The 15,000-nt window shown below is 71.1% G+C and carries 15 protein-coding genes; 4 read left to right on the forward strand and 11 right to left on the reverse strand.

Annotated elements, in window-relative coordinates; genetic code table 11:
- The first annotated feature begins 128 nt into the window (after positions 1-128).
- Together ABTW95_RS17855 and ABTW95_RS17860 are read left to right on the forward strand one after the other, a co-directional pair.
- Positions 129-521 carry an SSI family serine proteinase inhibitor gene (locus ABTW95_RS17855; RefSeq protein ID WP_396445338.1) on the forward strand — a complete coding sequence of 131 codons (393 nt, stop codon included), beginning with the start codon at positions 129-131 and terminating at the stop codon, positions 519-521.
- Between the two features lie 74 nt (positions 522-595).
- Positions 596-919 (forward strand): hypothetical protein, encoded by a 324-nt coding sequence (locus tag ABTW95_RS17860; protein ID WP_500226833.1) that lies wholly within the window; start codon positions 596-598, stop codon positions 917-919.
- Positions 920-934: 15 nt separating this feature from the next.
- On the opposite strand, the gene ABTW95_RS17865 is transcribed toward ABTW95_RS17860, so the two are convergent.
- The 11 genes from ABTW95_RS17865 to ABTW95_RS17915 all read right to left on the reverse strand — a co-directional run bounded on the left by ABTW95_RS17865 (position 935) and on the right by ABTW95_RS17915 (position 13,235).
- Positions 935-1,417, reverse strand: coding sequence for a nucleoside deaminase (locus ABTW95_RS17865; RefSeq protein WP_500226834.1), 483 nt, complete (start codon positions 1,415-1,417; stop codon positions 935-937).
- 14 nt (positions 1,418-1,431) lie between these two features.
- Positions 1,432-2,442 carry a LacI family DNA-binding transcriptional regulator gene (locus tag ABTW95_RS17870; protein ID WP_396445341.1) on the reverse strand — a complete coding sequence of 337 codons (1,011 nt, stop codon included), beginning with the start codon at positions 2,440-2,442 and terminating at the stop codon, positions 1,432-1,434.
- A 37-nt stretch (positions 2,443-2,479) separates the two neighbouring features.
- Positions 2,480-3,904, reverse strand: a complete 1,425-nt coding sequence (locus ABTW95_RS17875) for a GH1 family beta-glucosidase (protein WP_396445342.1) — start codon at positions 3,902-3,904, stop codon at positions 2,480-2,482.
- Positions 3,901-4,800 carry a carbohydrate ABC transporter permease gene (locus ABTW95_RS17880; protein WP_396445343.1) on the reverse strand — a complete coding sequence of 300 codons (900 nt, stop codon included), beginning with the start codon at positions 4,798-4,800 and terminating at the stop codon, positions 3,901-3,903. The genes ABTW95_RS17875 and ABTW95_RS17880 overlap by 4 nt, the downstream gene beginning before the upstream one ends.
- Positions 4,797-5,786: a carbohydrate ABC transporter permease gene (locus ABTW95_RS17885; protein WP_396445344.1), complete on the reverse strand. Its 990-nt coding sequence runs from the start codon at positions 5,784-5,786 to the stop codon at positions 4,797-4,799. Before ABTW95_RS17885 ends, ABTW95_RS17880 begins: the two co-directional genes overlap by 4 nt.
- A gap of 115 nt (positions 5,787-5,901) precedes the next feature.
- The gene (locus ABTW95_RS17890; protein ID WP_396445345.1) at positions 5,902-7,200 is read right to left on the reverse strand and encodes an ABC transporter substrate-binding protein; all 1,299 of its coding nucleotides are present in this window, start codon (positions 7,198-7,200) and stop codon (positions 5,902-5,904) included.
- A gap of 176 nt (positions 7,201-7,376) precedes the next feature.
- Positions 7,377-8,423: a LacI family DNA-binding transcriptional regulator gene (locus ABTW95_RS17895; RefSeq protein WP_396445346.1), complete on the reverse strand. Its 1,047-nt coding sequence runs from the start codon at positions 8,421-8,423 to the stop codon at positions 7,377-7,379.
- A 10-nt stretch (positions 8,424-8,433) separates the two neighbouring features.
- The gene (locus ABTW95_RS17900) at positions 8,434-10,059 is read right to left on the reverse strand and encodes a glycoside hydrolase family 13 protein (RefSeq protein ID WP_396445347.1); all 1,626 of its coding nucleotides are present in this window, start codon (positions 10,057-10,059) and stop codon (positions 8,434-8,436) included.
- Between the two features lie 34 nt (positions 10,060-10,093).
- Positions 10,094-10,918 carry a carbohydrate ABC transporter permease gene (locus ABTW95_RS17905; protein WP_396445348.1) on the reverse strand — a complete coding sequence of 275 codons (825 nt, stop codon included), beginning with the start codon at positions 10,916-10,918 and terminating at the stop codon, positions 10,094-10,096.
- Positions 10,915-11,928, reverse strand: coding sequence for a carbohydrate ABC transporter permease (locus ABTW95_RS17910; protein ID WP_396445349.1), 1,014 nt, complete (start codon positions 11,926-11,928; stop codon positions 10,915-10,917). Before ABTW95_RS17910 ends, ABTW95_RS17905 begins: the two co-directional genes overlap by 4 nt.
- Before the next feature lie 5 nt (positions 11,929-11,933).
- Positions 11,934-13,235: an ABC transporter substrate-binding protein gene (locus tag ABTW95_RS17915; protein ID WP_396445350.1), complete on the reverse strand. Its 1,302-nt coding sequence runs from the start codon at positions 13,233-13,235 to the stop codon at positions 11,934-11,936.
- A gap of 209 nt (positions 13,236-13,444) precedes the next feature.
- On the opposite strand from ABTW95_RS17915, the gene ABTW95_RS17920 reads away from it, so the two are divergent.
- Positions 13,445-14,146: a nucleotidyltransferase domain-containing protein gene (locus tag ABTW95_RS17920; protein ID WP_500226835.1), complete on the forward strand. Its 702-nt coding sequence runs from the start codon at positions 13,445-13,447 to the stop codon at positions 14,144-14,146.
- Positions 14,143-14,889 (forward strand): nucleotidyltransferase domain-containing protein, encoded by a 747-nt coding sequence (locus ABTW95_RS17925; RefSeq protein ID WP_396445352.1) that lies wholly within the window; start codon positions 14,143-14,145, stop codon positions 14,887-14,889. Before ABTW95_RS17920 ends, ABTW95_RS17925 begins: the two co-directional genes overlap by 4 nt.
- Positions 14,890-15,000 lie beyond the last annotated feature (111 nt).

Consider the following 15,000-nt stretch of genomic DNA (forward strand, 5'->3'; position numbering starts at 1 on the left):
TTGATCTGCCCTTGTTTGTGGGAGTTTGCGGCGCCTAATGTCTGGATGCGGCGGGGCGCCCACCACAATGCGGCGCTCCGGCCGGCCCAGTGCCGCAGATCGCGGCGGGCGAATCCAGGGAGGAAGACATGCACATGTCGCGTGCCCGTTTCCGGTGGGCGGCCGTGCTGGCGGGAATCGCGGTCATCGCACAGGCCGCGCCCGCGCAGGCGGACGAACCGGCCGGCGCCTACCTGCTCGTGGTGGCGCCCCAGCAGGGACCCGTCACGGTGCGCAGCCTGTACTGCGACCCGGACGCAGGGACGCTGAAGGCCGCGTCCCAAGCCTGTGACCAGCTCGAAGCCGTGGACGGCGAGGTCGGGAGGATCCCCGCGCGCACGGGGCCGTGCACGCTGGAGTACGCCCCGGTGCGCGTGAGCGCGCACGGCAGGTGGCACGGCCGCCCCAGGCACTTCGAGCGGACGTTCCCGAACCGGTGCATCGCCGTGCGCGACACCGGCGGAATCCTTTTCAGCGAGTAAACCCACGGACCGCGGGCCGCCGGAATGGGGAAAGCGGGGTGCTGTCCGGCGGCCCGCATGAAAAGGAGACGTCAATGCTCGCTTTCACCGGGCCGGACGTGCTGGTCACCTACGAGCGCACCGGCGGATTCGCCGGAATTCAGCAGCGGGTGACCGTCCGCAATTCGGGAAACGCCCTCGTCAATGGCGAGTGGGTCGCGCTGGACGACGGCGAGCTGCGCGAGCTGCGCAGCGCGCTCGACGGCATCGTCACCACGAGGTCGTCCAAGGCGGGGTGCCAGGTGGCCGACCACTTCACCTACACCCTCGACTACCGCGGGCACCGGGCGACGCGGTGCTGGCTGCCGTCCGACTGGCGCGCCGCCGTCGAGCGGCTGGAGGCGCTGACCCGGAGGTGAGGGACGTCGCCGCCCTCAGGCGCAGGCGCGGGTGTGCAGGTCGCGCATGGCCGCCTCGAGGGCGGCGACCGGCCCGTCCACCGGGACGCCCGGCACGACGTCCTGGATCGGGATGGCGTTGACCGGGCCGGGCGGGACGCCCAGCCCGGCGCGCAGCTCGGCCAGCTGCCGGGACGACATGATGTACACGATGCGGCCGAGCCCGACCCAGCCGTGCGCGGCCGAGCACATCGGGCAGTGCTCCCCGGAGGTGTAGACGGTCGCCGCCGCGCGCTCCTCCGGCACCATGTTCGCCGCCGCCCAGCGGGCGATCTCGAACTCCGGGTGCCGGGTCTGGTCGCCGCCCGCGACCCGGTTGCGGTCCTCGAACAGGACCTTCCCGGACGCGTCGACCAGCACCGACCCGAACGGCTCGTCGTTCGCGGCGAGCCCCTCGGCGGCCAGCTCGACGCAGCGGTTCAGGTGGACGAGCTCCTCGTCCGTCGGTTCGTACGCCATGAGGCGATCGTAGATCAGGCGGACTCGCGCAGTACCAGGTGGGGCTGCAGGATGACCACCGGGTCCTCGACCGTCTCGCCGCGGATCCGCGACACCAGCAGCCGCGCCATCTCCACGCCCATCTCCTCCAGCGACTGGTGGACGGTGCTGAGCGGCGGGTCGGCGAGCGGCGCGGCGGACGAGTCGTCGAACCCGATCACCGCGACGTCGTCCGGGATGCGCCGCCCGCGCCGGTGCAGGATGCGCAGCGCGCCGAACGCCATCGGGTCGCTGGCCGCGAACACCGCGTCCAGCCGCGGCTCGGCGGCCAGCAGCTTCTCCGCGGCGGCCATGCCGCTGGCCTCGCCGAAGTCGCCGTACGCGACGTACTCCGGCAGGCCCGCGTCGGCGAGCGCCTCGCGGTAGCCGGCCAGCCGGTCGAGGCCCACCCCCATGTCCTGGGGGCCCGCGATCGTCGCGATGCGCCGCCGGCCGCCCGCGATCAGGTGGCCGACGGCCTCGCGGGCCCCGCTGCGGTTGTCGACGTCGACGTAGCTGACCGGCGCCAGGCCGGGCGGGCACCCGCCGAGGACGGTCGGCACGCCGTTCGCCTCCAGCTTCGCGGGGAGCGGGTCCTCGGCGTGCAGCGAGGTGAGGAGCACCCCGTCCACGTGCTGGGTGGTGAGGTACTCCTCCAGCCGCCCGTACTCGGCGGGGGAGCGGGCCATGGCGAGCAGCAGCTGCAGCCCGGTGTCGCCGAGCCCGTTGCTGATCCCGCGGATGATCCCGGCGAAGTACGGCTCGCCGAACAGCCGCTGGTCCGACTCGGCGACGACGAGCGCGACGGTGTCGGTGCGTCGGGTGACGAGCGTGCGGGCCGCCCGGTTCGGTACGTAGCCGAGCTCCTCTATGGCCCGCAGCACCGCCTCGCGGGCCTGCGGGCTGACCCGGGGCGAGCCGTTGACCACCCGTGACACCGTGCCGCGACCGACCCCGGCGCGCGCCGCCACCTCTTCCAATGTCGGACGCGTGCTCCTGCCCGCCATCCGGCCCCCTATCTTCCGTACCGTCCGCCGACCCCGGTCAAGCCCGCCCGGGCAGCCCGCCCTGCCGGATCACTCCGGCGTACCAGCGCGCGCTGTCCTTGGGCACGCGGCGCTGCGTGGCGTAGTCGACGTGCACCAGCCCGAAACGCTTCGAATAGCCCCAAGCCCACTCGAAATTATCCAGCAGCGACCAGGTGAAGTAGCCCCGCAGCGGAACACCTTCGGAGATGGCGTCGTGGCACGCGCGCAGATGGGCGTCCAGGTACGCGATGCGCTCCGCGTCCTGGACCGTGCCGTCCCCGTCAGGTGTCTCGTCGTAGCCGGCGCCGTTCTCCGTGATGTACAGCGGGACGGACGGGTACTCGCGGTGCAGCCGGGTCAGCACCTCGTGCAGGCCGCTCTCGTCGATCTCCCAGCCCATCCCGGTGACGGGGCGGCCGGCGGGGACGAACCGGACGTGGTCGCTGCCCACCCAGGGGGAGTGCGTCGAGAACGGCGACGACGCGGTCTGCGTCGCCTCGCCGGGGGTCCCGGCGACGGTGTGCCGCGAGTAGTAGTTGATGCCCAGCTGGTCGATCGGCCGGCTGATGACGGCCAGGTCCTCGTCCGGCGGGGTGAACCCGTACCGGGACGTGTCGGCGAGGACGTCCTCGGGGTAGCGGCCGAGCAGCAGCGGGTCGAGGAACAGCCGGTTCTGCAGTCCGTCGATGCGGCGCGCCGCGTCCACGTCGGCGGGGTCGTCCGTCGCCGGGGACACCGCGTACAGGTTGACGGCGGCGCCGAACTTGTTGCCGGGGCGCCGCGCCCGCATCGCGTCGACGGCGAGGCCGTGCCCGAGCATCAGGTGGTGCGCGGCGAGCAGCGACGCGGCGGGGTCACGGCGTCCGGGCGCGTGCTCGCCGCTCGCGTAGCCGAGGAACGCCGCGCACCACGGCTCGTTCACCGTCGTCCAGTGCTGGACGCGGTCGCCGAGAGCGGCGTGCACGTGCGCCGCGTAGTCGGCGAACCGGTGCGCGGTCTCGCGCTCCGGCCAGCCGCCCTTGTCCTCCAGCGGCTGCGGGAGGTCCCAGTGGTAGAGGGTCGGCCACGGCTCGATGCCGGCCTCCAGCAGCGCGTCGACCAGCCGCCGGTAGAAGTCGAGGCCCTCGGTGTTGAAGGCCCCGGCCCCGTTCGGCTGCACCCGTGGCCAGGAGATCGAGAACCGGTACGCGGTCAGCCCGAGGTCGGCCATGAGCGCCACGTCCTCGGCGAACCGGTGGTAGTGGTCCACGGCGACGTCGCCGTTCTCGCCGTTGAGGACCTTGCCGGGCATGCGGCAGAAGGTGTCCCAGATGGACGGTCCGCGCCCGCCCTCCCCGGCGGCTCCCTCGATCTGGTAGGCGGCAGTGGCGGCCCCCCAGCGGAACCCGGTCGGGAACGGTGCGGCAGGAGCCGCGCTGGTGTCGTCCTGTAGGGAGGTCACGCCTTCACTGCACCTTCCATGATTCCGCCGATGATCTGGCGGCCGAAAATGATGAACACGACGAGCAGCGGCAGGACCGCCACGGTGGTCCCGGCGAACATGAGCGTGTAGTCCTTGAAATAGGCGTTCGCCAGATTGTTGATGGACAGCTGCACCGTCGGGTTGTCGGGAGTGAGGACCGCGAGCGGCCACATGAACTCGTTCCAGGTCTGCATGAACGTGAACAGGCCGAGCACGCCCGCGGCGGGGCGCAGGGCGGGCAGCACGACGCGCCAGTAGATGCCGAACGTGGTGCACCCGTCGACGCGGGCTGCCTCGATCAGCTCGTCCGGCACCGCCTGGTCGGCGTACTGCCGCATCATGAACACGCCGAACCCGGTGACCAGGAACGGGACGATGACCGCCTGGAGCTGGTTCTCCCAGCCCAGCTTCACCATGATCATGTACAGCGGGATGATGCCCATCTGCACCGGGATCATCATCGTCGCGATGATGGTGAGCAGCAGCGCGTTCTTGCCGCGGAAGCGCAGCTTGGCGAACGCGAAGCCGGCCAGCGAGGCGAAGAAGACCGTGGAGATCGTCACCGCGCTGGAGGCGATCATCGAGTTCAGCAGGCCCTTGGCGAAGTAGGCGTCCGGGTTGTCGAACAGCCGGCCGACGTTGCCGGCGCCGTTCCCGCCGGGCAGCATCGGCGGCGGGACGTCCGCGACCACGCTGTTGGTGCGGGTCGCGACGATGATCATCCAGTAGATCGGGAAGACCGACAGCGCGAGCGCGACGATCAGTGTCAGGTAGGTCAGCGGGCTCGCGTTCCACAGGCCGCGGAAGCGGCCGGCGGGCGCGGCGTGCTTGGGGTCGGGGCGCCGGCTCCCGGGGCCGGCCAGGAGCGTGGTCACTTTGCGCCTCCGGTGCGCCGCACGGCCAGGAAGTTGATCAGGGAGAACACGATGATCAGCACGAACAGGGCCCAGGCGACGGCGGCGCCGTAGCCGTAGCGGTCATGGCCGAACGCGTTGTCGTACATGTACATCGTGATCGTCTGGAACTGGTGCAGCGGGCCGCCGTCCATCTTGTTCGGCGTGGCGACGCTGAACAGGACGGGCTCGGTGAACAGCTGCAGCCCGCCGATCGTCGAGATGATCACCGTGAAGAGGATGGTGGGACGCAGCAGCGGCACGGTGATCTGCCAGAACTGCCGGATCCGGGACGCGCCGTCGATCGCGGCGGCCTCGTACAGGTCCCTCGGGATCGCCTGCATGGCGGCCAGGTAGATCAGCGCGTTGTAGCCGGTCCAGCGCCAGTCGACCATGATCGCGATGGCGGCCCAGGACCAGCCGCGGCTGCTCGACCACTCGATCGGGTCGACGCCGAACAGCCCGATCGCCCAGTTGATCAGGCCCCAGTTCGTGTCGAACATCTGGGTGAACACGATGGCGACGGCGGCGGTCGAGGTGACCAGCGGGGCGACCATCCCGATCCGGAACATAGTCGGCAGCCGCATCCGCCGGTTCAGCGCGTTGGCGACGAACAGCGCGATGAGCAGCTGCGGGACGGTCGAGATGACGAAGATTCCGAGGGTGTTGACCGTGGCGTGCCAGAAGCCCTCGTCGGTCAGCAGGTAGTCGAAGTTGTCGAGCCCGATGAACTTGCGGGTCCCGGACGCCAGCTCCCACTGGTGCAGGGAGACCCAGAGCGTGTAGACGAGGGGGAACGCGCCGAAGATCAGGAAGACGATGTAGAACGGTGAGATGAAGGCGTAGGGGGCGCCTTTCACATCGAGCCGCGCCAGGCGGGCCCGCCAGGTGCGGCGGGGGGCCCGGTGGGTCTGCGCCGAAGTGGGTTGCGGCGGACCGTTCCGGCTGGGGCGCAGATCGGTGGTCATCGTCGTGCGCCTCCTTTCCGAGGACGGGGCGGGGCGGGCAGAAGCGGGTACGGCGGCGGCGCCGGCGGGGAGGTAGCGGCGCGGCGCCGCCGCCGTGGTCACATGTCCGGGGCGGTTACCGGGCGGCCCGCTCCGCTTCCTTGACGGACCGCTCCCAGGCGTCCTCCGGCTTCACCCTGCCCTGGCCGACGGACGTCAGCACGTTCTCCACCGCCGCACGCACGGCCTCGTTCTTCGGGCCGAGGTAGACGGGCTTCACGCTCGCCACCAGGCTGCCGAAGATCTGGCCGACCGGGGCGTTGTTGAAGTACTCGTTCTTCGCGCCCGCGACCGCCGGGTCCTGCGCGGCCTGCGGCGAGGACGGGAAGACGTTCGCCTCCTTGAACGCACCGACCTGGCCCTCGGGGGAGGTCAGGAACTTGACCAGCTCCGCGGCGGCCTTCTGGTGCTTGGACTGCTTGGGCACGGCCAGCCAGGAGCCGCCCCAGTAACCGGCGCCGCCGGGCGTGGTCGCGACGTCCCACTTGCCCTTGCCGTAGTCGCCGGAGAAGTCCTTGATGCCGCCGAGCATCCAGGACGGGCACGGCACGGTCGCGAACGTGTCGCGCTTGAGCGCCGTCTGCCACGGCGGCGTGAAGATCGACAGGTCGGCGGTGAGCTTGTTCTGCTCGAACTTCAGCGTCGTGTCGAACGCCTTCTTCACGGCCGGGTTGCTGTCGAAGACCAGGTTGTTCTGCCTGTCGAAGTAGCTGTAGCCGGGACCGGCGCCGGCCTCCTGCAGGACGGTGGCGCGGAGGATGGCGGGGGCGCCGTCCATCCACTTGGTCTTCGGCACCTTCTCCTGGAACTTCTGGCCGGTGGCGAGGAAGTCGTCCCACGTCGTCCAGAGCTGGCTGACCTTCTCGCGGTCGGTCGGCAGGCCGGCCTTCTTGAACAGGTCCTTGCGGTAGCAGATGGCGAGCGGACCGACGTCCGTGCCGAGCCCGACCAGCTGCTTGCCGTCCTGCGTCACGCCCATCTTCCACTTCCACGGCAGGAAGTTCTTCTCGAGGTCCCGGGCGCCGTAGTCGAACAGGTTGACGAACTTGTTCGCCTGCTGCATGTAGAGCGGCAGGATGCCCTCTTCCAGCATGACGACGTCGCCCGCGCCGCTGCCCGTGGCCATCCACTGCTGGATGCGCGGCATGAACGCGTCCAGGTTGTCGACCTTGCGCTGCTTGATCTTGACGTTGGGGTGGGACTGTTCGTACTGCTTGTAGAGCGCGTCGTAGCCGGGCGCGCCGAAGACGTCGACGGTGAGCTCGACCGGCCCGCTGTCGGAGTCTCCCTTGCTGTCGTCGCCGTCGCCGCCGCACGCGACGGCGAGGCTGCCGACGAGTACGGCCGCCATCGCCGTACTCAGTCCGCGCCGCATGATGGCCCTCATGGCGGACCCCTCTCAGGTTGTGTCTTGCACCGGTGTGGGAGCGCTCCCACGAAGGAAAGACCGTGACAGGGCTCACTGTCAATGCGCCGAAACCTAACCGTTACAACAACCTGGCCGCGGAGGCAGGATGGTCAGGCCCGTTCCGACACCGGGTAACCCCGGGGTCAGCCCTTTTCGGCCGGGGTCAGCCGGGCCGCCGCCGGAGCCGGCGCGGTGGACCGCCGGACCACGAGTTCCGGCCGGTAGAGCAGCTCCGTGCGGGGCGCGCGGGCGCCGCGGATCTCGTCCAGGACGGTGCTCACCGCGGCCATCGACATCTCCCGCACCGACTGCCGGATCGTGGTCAGCGGCGGGTCGAGGTAGGCGGTCAGGAGCGAGTCGTCCATGCCGGTCACGGACACGTCCCCGGGCACCTGGAGGCCGCGCGCCCGCGCCGCCCGGATCGCGCCGAGCGCCATGATGTCGTTGCCGCCGCAGATCGCCGTGCACCCCGCGTCGAGCAGCTTCGCCGCCGCGGCCTGCCCGCCCTCGACCGTGTACATGGTGTTGACGATCAGCTCGTCCACCTCGTCCGGCGCGAGGTCGGTGTGCGCCGCCATGGCGCGCCGGAACCCCTCGGTCTTGCGCCGCGTCGGCACGTACACGTCCTGCCCGATCGCCAGCCCGATCCGCCGGTGGCCCATTGCGGCCAGATGCGCGACGACCGCCTCCAGCGACGCCACGTCGTCGTTGGAGATGAACGGCGCGTCGATGTCGGGCCGGTAGCCGTTCACGAGGACGATCGGCAGCGCCTGCTCCAGCAGCCGCACGTACCGGGCCCGGTCGGAGTTGGCGTTGGCGTGCAGCCCGTTGACGAAGATGATCCCCGCGACGCCGCGCTCCAGCAGCATCTCGATGTAGTCGTCCTCGGCGACGCCGCCCGGCGACTGCGAGCACAGCACCGCCATGTACCCGTGCCGGGCCAGCGCGCTCTCGATGACCTCGGCGAACGCCGGGAAGATCGGGTTGGTCAGCTCCGGGATGATCAGCCCGATCAGCCCGGCCCGCCGCTGCCGCAGCCGGGCCGGGCGCTCGTAGCCGAGCACGTCCAGCGCCGTCAGCACCGCCTGGCGCGTGGTCGGGGACACGCCCGGCTTGCCGTTGAGCACGCGGCTCACGGTCGCCTCGCTCACCCCGGCATGCGCCGCGATGTCCGCCAGGCGCGTCGTCATGGGTTTCAAACTATCCCTCCTCGACGTCCCACCACAGAGCGGCGTCCGGGGGCAGCTCGGCGTGCCCGCCGCTCACGTGGACCGGTCCGCTCGCGAGGAGCGGGGCTCCGCGCAGGGGGACCCGGGCCGTGCGGCCGCCGGTGTTCACCGCGCACGCGAGCCGCCTCCCCCCGTTCTCCCGGACGAAGACAAGTGTGCCGGGTGGACCCGCCCGCCAGTGCAGATCGCCGTCGCCGAGGGCCGGATGCTCGCGGCGGACGCGCAGCGCCTCGCGGTAGAGGGCCAGCATGGAGTCCGGGTCGGCGGTCTGCGCGGCGACGGTCAGGTCGCGCCAGGCGGTGGGCATCGGGAGCCAGGGCGCGGCGCCCGCGCCGAAGCCGAACGGCGGCTCCTCGCCCTCCCACGGCAGCGGGACGCGGCAGCCGTCGCGGCCGGCGCCCTCGCCGCGCAGCCGCTGCGGGTCCTGCTGGAACTCCTCCGGCAGGTCGAGCACCTCCGGCAGGCCCAGCTCCTCGCCCTGGTACAGGTAGGCCGAGCCGGGCAGCGCGAGCGTCAGCAGCGCCGCCGCGCGGGCGCGCCGCAGGCCGGTCTCGCCGTCGCCGTACCGGGTGACGTGCCGTTTCACGTCGTGGTTGGACAGCACCCAGGTCGCGGGCGCGCCGACCGCGCCGGCGGTGCGCAGCGACTCGTCGATCACCGCGCGCAGCCCGCCGGCGTCCCACGGCGCGGTCAGGTAGTGGAAGTTGAACGCCTGGTGCAGCTCGTCCGGGCGGGTGTACCGGGCGAGCCGCTGCGGCGTGGGCGCCCACGCCTCGGCGACGGCGATCCGCTCGCCGCCGTAGGAGTCGAGCAGGCGCCGCCACTCGCGGTGGATGTCGTGGACGGCGTCCTGGTCGAAGTAGGGCAGGACGGCCGTGCCGAGCATCTCGACCTGGCCGGCGCGGCCGACGTCCGGCAGCCCCGGGGCCTTGGCCATGCCGTGGGCGACGTCGACGCGGAAGCCGTCCACGCCGAGGTCGAGCCAGAACTTCAGGATGTCCGCGAACTCGGCGCGGACCTCGGGGTTCTCCCAGTTCAGGTCGGGCTGCTCGGGTGCGAACAGGTGCAGGTACCACTGGCCGTCCGGCAGCCGGGTCCAGGCGGGGCCGCCGAACACCGACTCCCAGTCGTTGGGGGGCCGCGCGCCGTCCGGGCCCCGCCCGTCCCGGAAGATGTAGCGGGCGCGCTCGGCGGAGCCGGGCGGCGCGGCGAGCGCGGCCCGGAACCAGGCGTGCCGGTCGGACGTGTGGTTCGGCACGACGTCCACGATGATCCGCAGGCCGTGGGCGTGCGCGTCCTCGATCAGGCCGCGGGCGTCGGCGAGCGTGCCGAACAGCGGGTCGACGTCGCGGTAGTCGGCCACGTCGTAGCCGAAGTCGGCCATCGGGGAGACGTAGAACGGGGTCAGCCAGAGCGCGTCCACGCCGAGGCCGGCAAGGTAGGGCAGCCGGGACCGGACGCCGGGCAGGTCGCCGACGCCGTCGCCGTCGGAGTCGGCGAAGCTGCGCACGTACACCTGGTAGATGACGGCGTCGCGCCACCATCGGGTGCCCCCCTCCCGGCGGGAGGCGCGGGCGAGCAGGGTGTCCTGGGTCATGAACGTCCTTCGAATCGGGAGCCGTCTGCGTGCTTCACTTGACGCCGCCGGCGGTGAGGCCGGCGACGATCCGGCGCTGGAAGACCAGCACCACGACGATGAGCGGGACGGTCACGATCACCCCGGCCGCCATCTGGGTGCCGAACGGCTGGTCGAACCCGGAGACGCCGGTGAACTTGGAGATCGCGACCGTGGCGGTCTGCATCTCCTTCTTGTTGACCATGGACAGCGCGATGAGGAACTCGTTCCACGCGGCGATGAAGGTCAGGATCGCCGTCGTGAACACCCCGGGCGCCGCGAGCGGGACGATGATCTTGCGGAACGCCTGGCCGCGGGTGCAGCCGTCCACCATCGCCGCCTGCTCCAGCTCGAACGGGAGCTGCCGGAAGAACGCGGTGAGCAGCCACACCGACAGCGGCAGCGCGAACCCGAGGCTGGGCAGCACCATCGCCTGGTAGGTGTTGATCCACCCGATGTCCGTGAAAAGTTTCAGCAAGGGAACAAGCTGCGAGATTCCCGGGAACATGGTGGTCGCGATGATCAGTCCGAGCACCGCGTTCTTGCCCCGGAAGTCCAGCCTGGCCAGCGCGTACGCGGTGAACGTGCCGATCAGCAGGGTCAGCGCGGTCGTGCCGCCGGCCACGATGAGGCTGTTCAGCAGCGCGCGGCCGAACCCGTTGCCGCCGGAGAAGACCGCGGAGAAGTTCTCCAACGACCACCGCGCCGGGACGATCGAGTTGTCGAACTGGTCCTGCGGGCGCCGGAACGCCGAGATCGCCATCCAGTAGAACGGCGCCAGGCAGTACACCGTCACCGCGGCGAACCCGAGGTAGGGCAGCAGCCGCTTCGTCCGTGTCATGCCGCCTTCTTCCGCGCGCGCCTCGACCGCCGGCTCGACTGCCGGCTCGACCGCCGGCGGGCCTCGCCGATGATGTCGGCGCCGAGCAGTTTCACGAACAGGTACGCGATCAGCGCGATGTACAGGAACAGCACGGTCGCGTACGCGGCCGCCGACCCGTACCGCAGGTTGGACGCCTCGAACCAGGCGATCATCGTCAGCGTCTCCACCGACTTCTGGTTGACGCCGATCAGCACGGCGGGCAGGTCGAACATGCGCAGGACGTCCAGCATGCGGAACAGCACCGCGACCAGCAGAGCGGGCTTGACCAGCGGCAGCGTGATCCGGAAGAACTGCTGGACGGGCCCGGCGCCGTCGACCCGCGCCGCCTCGTAGACGTCCCGGGGGATCATCTGCAGCCCGGCGAGGACGAGCAGCCCGATGAACGGGGAGGTCTTCCACACCTCGGCGACGACGACGGCCATCTTGGCGGGGAACCCGTCGGCGGTCCACAGGATCTGCTGCCGCAGCACCGCGTTCGCGGCGCCGTCCGCCTGGAAGATCCACCGCCACAGCAGCCCGGAGATCGCGGTCGGGATCGCCCACGGGACGAGGATGCCGGCGCGCACGATCGCCCGCCCCCGGAACGCCTGGTGCATGATCAGCGCCATCGCGACGCCGATCAGCGTCTCCAGCACCACGGTCGTCAGCGTGAAGAACGTGGTGTTGGAGAAGGCGTTCCAGAACGCGTCGGCGCGGTCGCCCCGGAAGATCGCGGTGTAGTTGTCCAGGCCGACGAACCGGTCGCCCTCCACGACGAACCCCTGCGCGTCCAGGCCCTCGCCGCGCGCGTACAGCGACTCGCGGAACCCGGCGAGGACGGGGTAGCCGATGACCAGGGCGAGCACGAGCAGCGTGGGGGACAGCAGCAGCGCCGCGAGCCGCCTCGTCCCCTGCGCGTCGCGGCCGCGCCGGCGGGGCGCGTCCGCCGCGGGGGCGCCCGCGGCGGACGGCGTCTCGATCGCGGTCATGCCGCTCACTGCGCGGTCAGCGGCCGAAGCTTGGCCTGCAGGTCGGAAAGGGCCTGGTCGACGGGCTTCTTGCCGGTCACCGCGTCGTACATCTCGCCCTGGATCGCGGCGGTCACGTCGCCGTACTTCACCGCGACGGGCCGCGGCTCGGCGTTCGTGATGGCCTTCTTCAGCACCGGCAGGTACGGGAACTTCTTCACCATCTCGGGGTCGTCGTAGAGCGCGGCGATCGTCGGGGCCTGGGAGGTGGCGAGCAGGTTGTCGCGCTGCGCCTGCTCACCGGTCAGGTACCGGATGAAGTCGAGCGAGGTCGCCTTGTTCTCGGCGAACGCGGAGATCGCGAGGTTGTGCCCGCCGAGGTTGGAGACGCCGGGGCCGTCCGGGCCGGGCAGCGGCGCGACGGCGAACTTGCCCGCCACCTTGGACGAGCCGTCGTCGGAGTTGGCGAGCGCGTACTGGTAGGGCCACTGCCGCTGGAACACGAGCTTGCCGGACTGGAAGTAGCGGCGCCCGCCCTCGGTGTCGAGGGTGACGGCCTCCTTCGGCATGTGCTCCTTCTTGGCCTTCACGAGGAACTCGACGCCCTGCTTCGCCTGCGGGGTGTTCAGCGCCGGCCGGCCGTCCTCGCCGATGATCGAGCCGCCGGCGCTGCCGATCGCCTCGACCGCGCTGATCGTCATGCTCTCGGTCTTGTTGACCTCGGTGAAGAAGCAGTCGATGTCCTTGGCCCCGGGCAGCTTCCGGACCTTGGCGCAGTCGTCCCACATCTCGTCGTAGGTCTTGGGCGGCTCGGCGATCCCGGCCTTCTTGAGGAGGTCCTCGCGGTAGTAGAGCATCCCGGCGTCGGACGTGGACGGCACCGCGTACAGCCGGCCGCGGTACTGCCCGGTGGTGATCGTCGCCGGCAGCATCTTCGACAGGTCGATCCTGTCCTTGGGCAGCTCGGTCAGCCAGCGGTTCGCGGCGAACTCGGCGGTCCACACGACGTCGAGGTTCAGCACCGAGTAGGCGTCCGACTTGGTCGTGGCGTTCTGGATCATCTGCTGCCGCTGGTCGTTCGGCTCGTCCGGCAGCTCGATGACGCGGACCTGCTCCTTCGGGTGCTCGGAGTTCCAGGCGTCCACCTGCTTCTGCAGGTTGCCCGAGCGGTCCTTGCCGGTGACGAAGGTGATGGGGCCGCGGCCGTCCAGCGCCGCCGCGCCCGCGCCGCCCGCGGAGCCGCCGCCGTCATCGCCGCCGCACGCCGAGAGCGACAGCGCGAGGGCGGCGCACACGACCGTGCCGCCGATGAGGGGGATGCGCCGCATGGTGTCCTCCTTCGCGGGAGGGCCCTCGCCGGGGCCGCCGTCCCGCAGGTCCGTACTGGGGGTGACTGGACGGGGACGTTAGCAACGGGTTGCAGCCTCGTAAATGCCTTGCAGAAACTTTCTGCAAGGCTGTGGCCGATCTGTAACCGACTTGCAGCGGCCGGACAATCCGGTCGACGCGCCCGGAGACCCTGCGCCAGGCTTCACCCGTGACGATCTCCGACCACGGCGCCGGGCTCGACCTCGTCCGCGACCACACGATCCTGTCGGTGGTGACCGGGTCGCGAGCCTACGGGCTGGCGACCGATGCCAGCGACATCGACCGCCGCGGCGTCTATGCGGCCCCTGCCCCGCTGTTCTGGCGTTTCACCAAGCCGCCGGCCCATGTGGACGGCCCGCTGCCCGAGCAGTTCTCCTGGGAGCTGGAGCGGTTCTGCGCGCTGGCCCTCGGCGCGAACCCCACCGTCCTGGAGTGCCTGTGGTCGCCGCTGGTCGAGAAGGCGACCCCGGCAGGCGAGGAGCTGCTGGCCGTCCGGTCCGCCTTCCTGTCCCGGCACGCGCACCGCACGTTCCTCCGCTACGCCGAGGCGCAGTTCCGCAAGCTGGAAGGCGACTTGCGCAACGGCGGCGCGCCGCGCTGGAAGCACGTCATGCACATGCTGCGGCTGCTGGTGAGCGGCCTGCACCTCGTCCGGCACGGGGAGCCGCGGGTGGACGTCGGCGACCTGCGCGACCGCCTCCTCGCCGTCCGCCGGGGCGAGGTCGCCTGGGACGAGATCGAGACCTGGCGCGCCTCGCTCACCGCCGACCTGGACGGGGCCGTTGCGCGCAGCCCGCTCCCGCCCGAACCCGACCGGGCCGCGGTCGAGGATCTCCTCGTCTCCATCCGCCGCAGGAGCGTGAACCGGTGAGACTCCCCGAGGGCATGCTGGACCGCTTCGCCGCCGACCACCCCTGGCCCCGCGCGTTCCTCACCGTCAGCGGCGCGCACCTGTACGGCTTCCCGTCCGAGGACTCCGACATCGACCTGCGCGGCGTCCACCTGCTGCCGCTGGAGGAGATCGTCGGCCTGGAGACGGGCGAGGAGACGGTCACGCTGATGTGGGACCACGGCGGCGTGGAGGCCGACGCGGTCACCCACGACCTCGCCAAGTTCTGCACGCTGCTGCTGAGGCGCAACGGGTACGTCCTGGAGCAGGTCATGTCGCCGCTGGTCGTGGCCACCTCGGAGGTGCACGACGAGCTGAAGGCGCTCGTGCCGGGGCTGGTGACGTCGAACCACGCGCACCACTACCTGGGGTTCGCGCGGTCGCAGTGGACGCTGTTCGAGAGGTCGCGCGAGCTGAAGCCGCTGCTCTACACGTTCCGGGTGCTGCTGACCGGGATCCACCTGATGCGGACCGGCGAGGTCGAGGCCGGCCTGACCCGCCTCGCCGGCGGCGGCCCGCCGTATCTGCCGGAGCTGATCGAGGCGAAGCGGGCGGCCGAGCACGGCGGCCTCCCGGACGGCGCTCCCGGCCTGCCCCGCCTGCGGGACGACGTCGCCGCGCTCACCGCCCGGCTGGAGGACGAGCGCGGCCGCAGCTGCCTGCCCGAGTTCCCCGCGGACCGCCGCGCCCTCCACGACTTGGTGGTTCGCGCGCGCCTAGGCTGAACCCTGCGGCGCCTCCCCTGCGTGCCACCGGTAGTACGGACCGTTTTGGACGCAACCACCCGGTGCGTTCGCCACGTACCAGTCAGTACGTACCAGGTGATCGCGGACCGA

The organism is Spirillospora sp. NPDC127506, from assembly GCF_040302145.1.
Lineage (GTDB): Bacteria > Actinomycetota > Actinomycetes > Streptosporangiales > Streptosporangiaceae > Spirillospora.

What these genes read in the sequence shown, in the direction of transcription:
- ABTW95_RS17855 (WP_396445338.1), top strand. Translation starts at nt 129, where the DNA reads ATGCACATGTCGCGTGCCCGTTTCCGGTGGGCGGCCGTGCTGGCGGGA.
- ABTW95_RS17860 (WP_500226833.1), top strand. Translation starts at nt 596, where the DNA reads ATGCTCGCTTTCACCGGGCCGGACGTGCTGGTCACCTACGAGCGCACC.
- ABTW95_RS17865 (WP_500226834.1), bottom strand. Translation starts at nt 1,417, where the DNA reads ATGGCGTACGAACCGACGGACGAGGAGCTCGTCCACCTGAACCGCTGC.
- ABTW95_RS17870 (WP_396445341.1), bottom strand. Translation starts at nt 2,442, where the DNA reads ATGGCGGGCAGGAGCACGCGTCCGACATTGGAAGAGGTGGCGGCGCGC.
- ABTW95_RS17885 (WP_396445344.1), bottom strand. Translation starts at nt 5,786, where the DNA reads ATGACCACCGATCTGCGCCCCAGCCGGAACGGTCCGCCGCAACCCACT.
- ABTW95_RS17890 (WP_396445345.1), bottom strand. Translation starts at nt 7,200, where the DNA reads ATGCGGCGCGGACTGAGTACGGCGATGGCGGCCGTACTCGTCGGCAGC.
- ABTW95_RS17895 (WP_396445346.1), bottom strand. Translation starts at nt 8,423, where the DNA reads ATGACGACGCGCCTGGCGGACATCGCGGCGCATGCCGGGGTGAGCGAG.
- ABTW95_RS17900 (WP_396445347.1), bottom strand. Translation starts at nt 10,059, where the DNA reads ATGACCCAGGACACCCTGCTCGCCCGCGCCTCCCGCCGGGAGGGGGGC.
- ABTW95_RS17905 (WP_396445348.1), bottom strand. Translation starts at nt 10,918, where the DNA reads ATGACACGGACGAAGCGGCTGCTGCCCTACCTCGGGTTCGCCGCGGTG.
- ABTW95_RS17910 (WP_396445349.1), bottom strand. Translation starts at nt 11,928, where the DNA reads ATGACCGCGATCGAGACGCCGTCCGCCGCGGGCGCCCCCGCGGCGGAC.
- ABTW95_RS17915 (WP_396445350.1), bottom strand. Translation starts at nt 13,235, where the DNA reads ATGCGGCGCATCCCCCTCATCGGCGGCACGGTCGTGTGCGCCGCCCTC.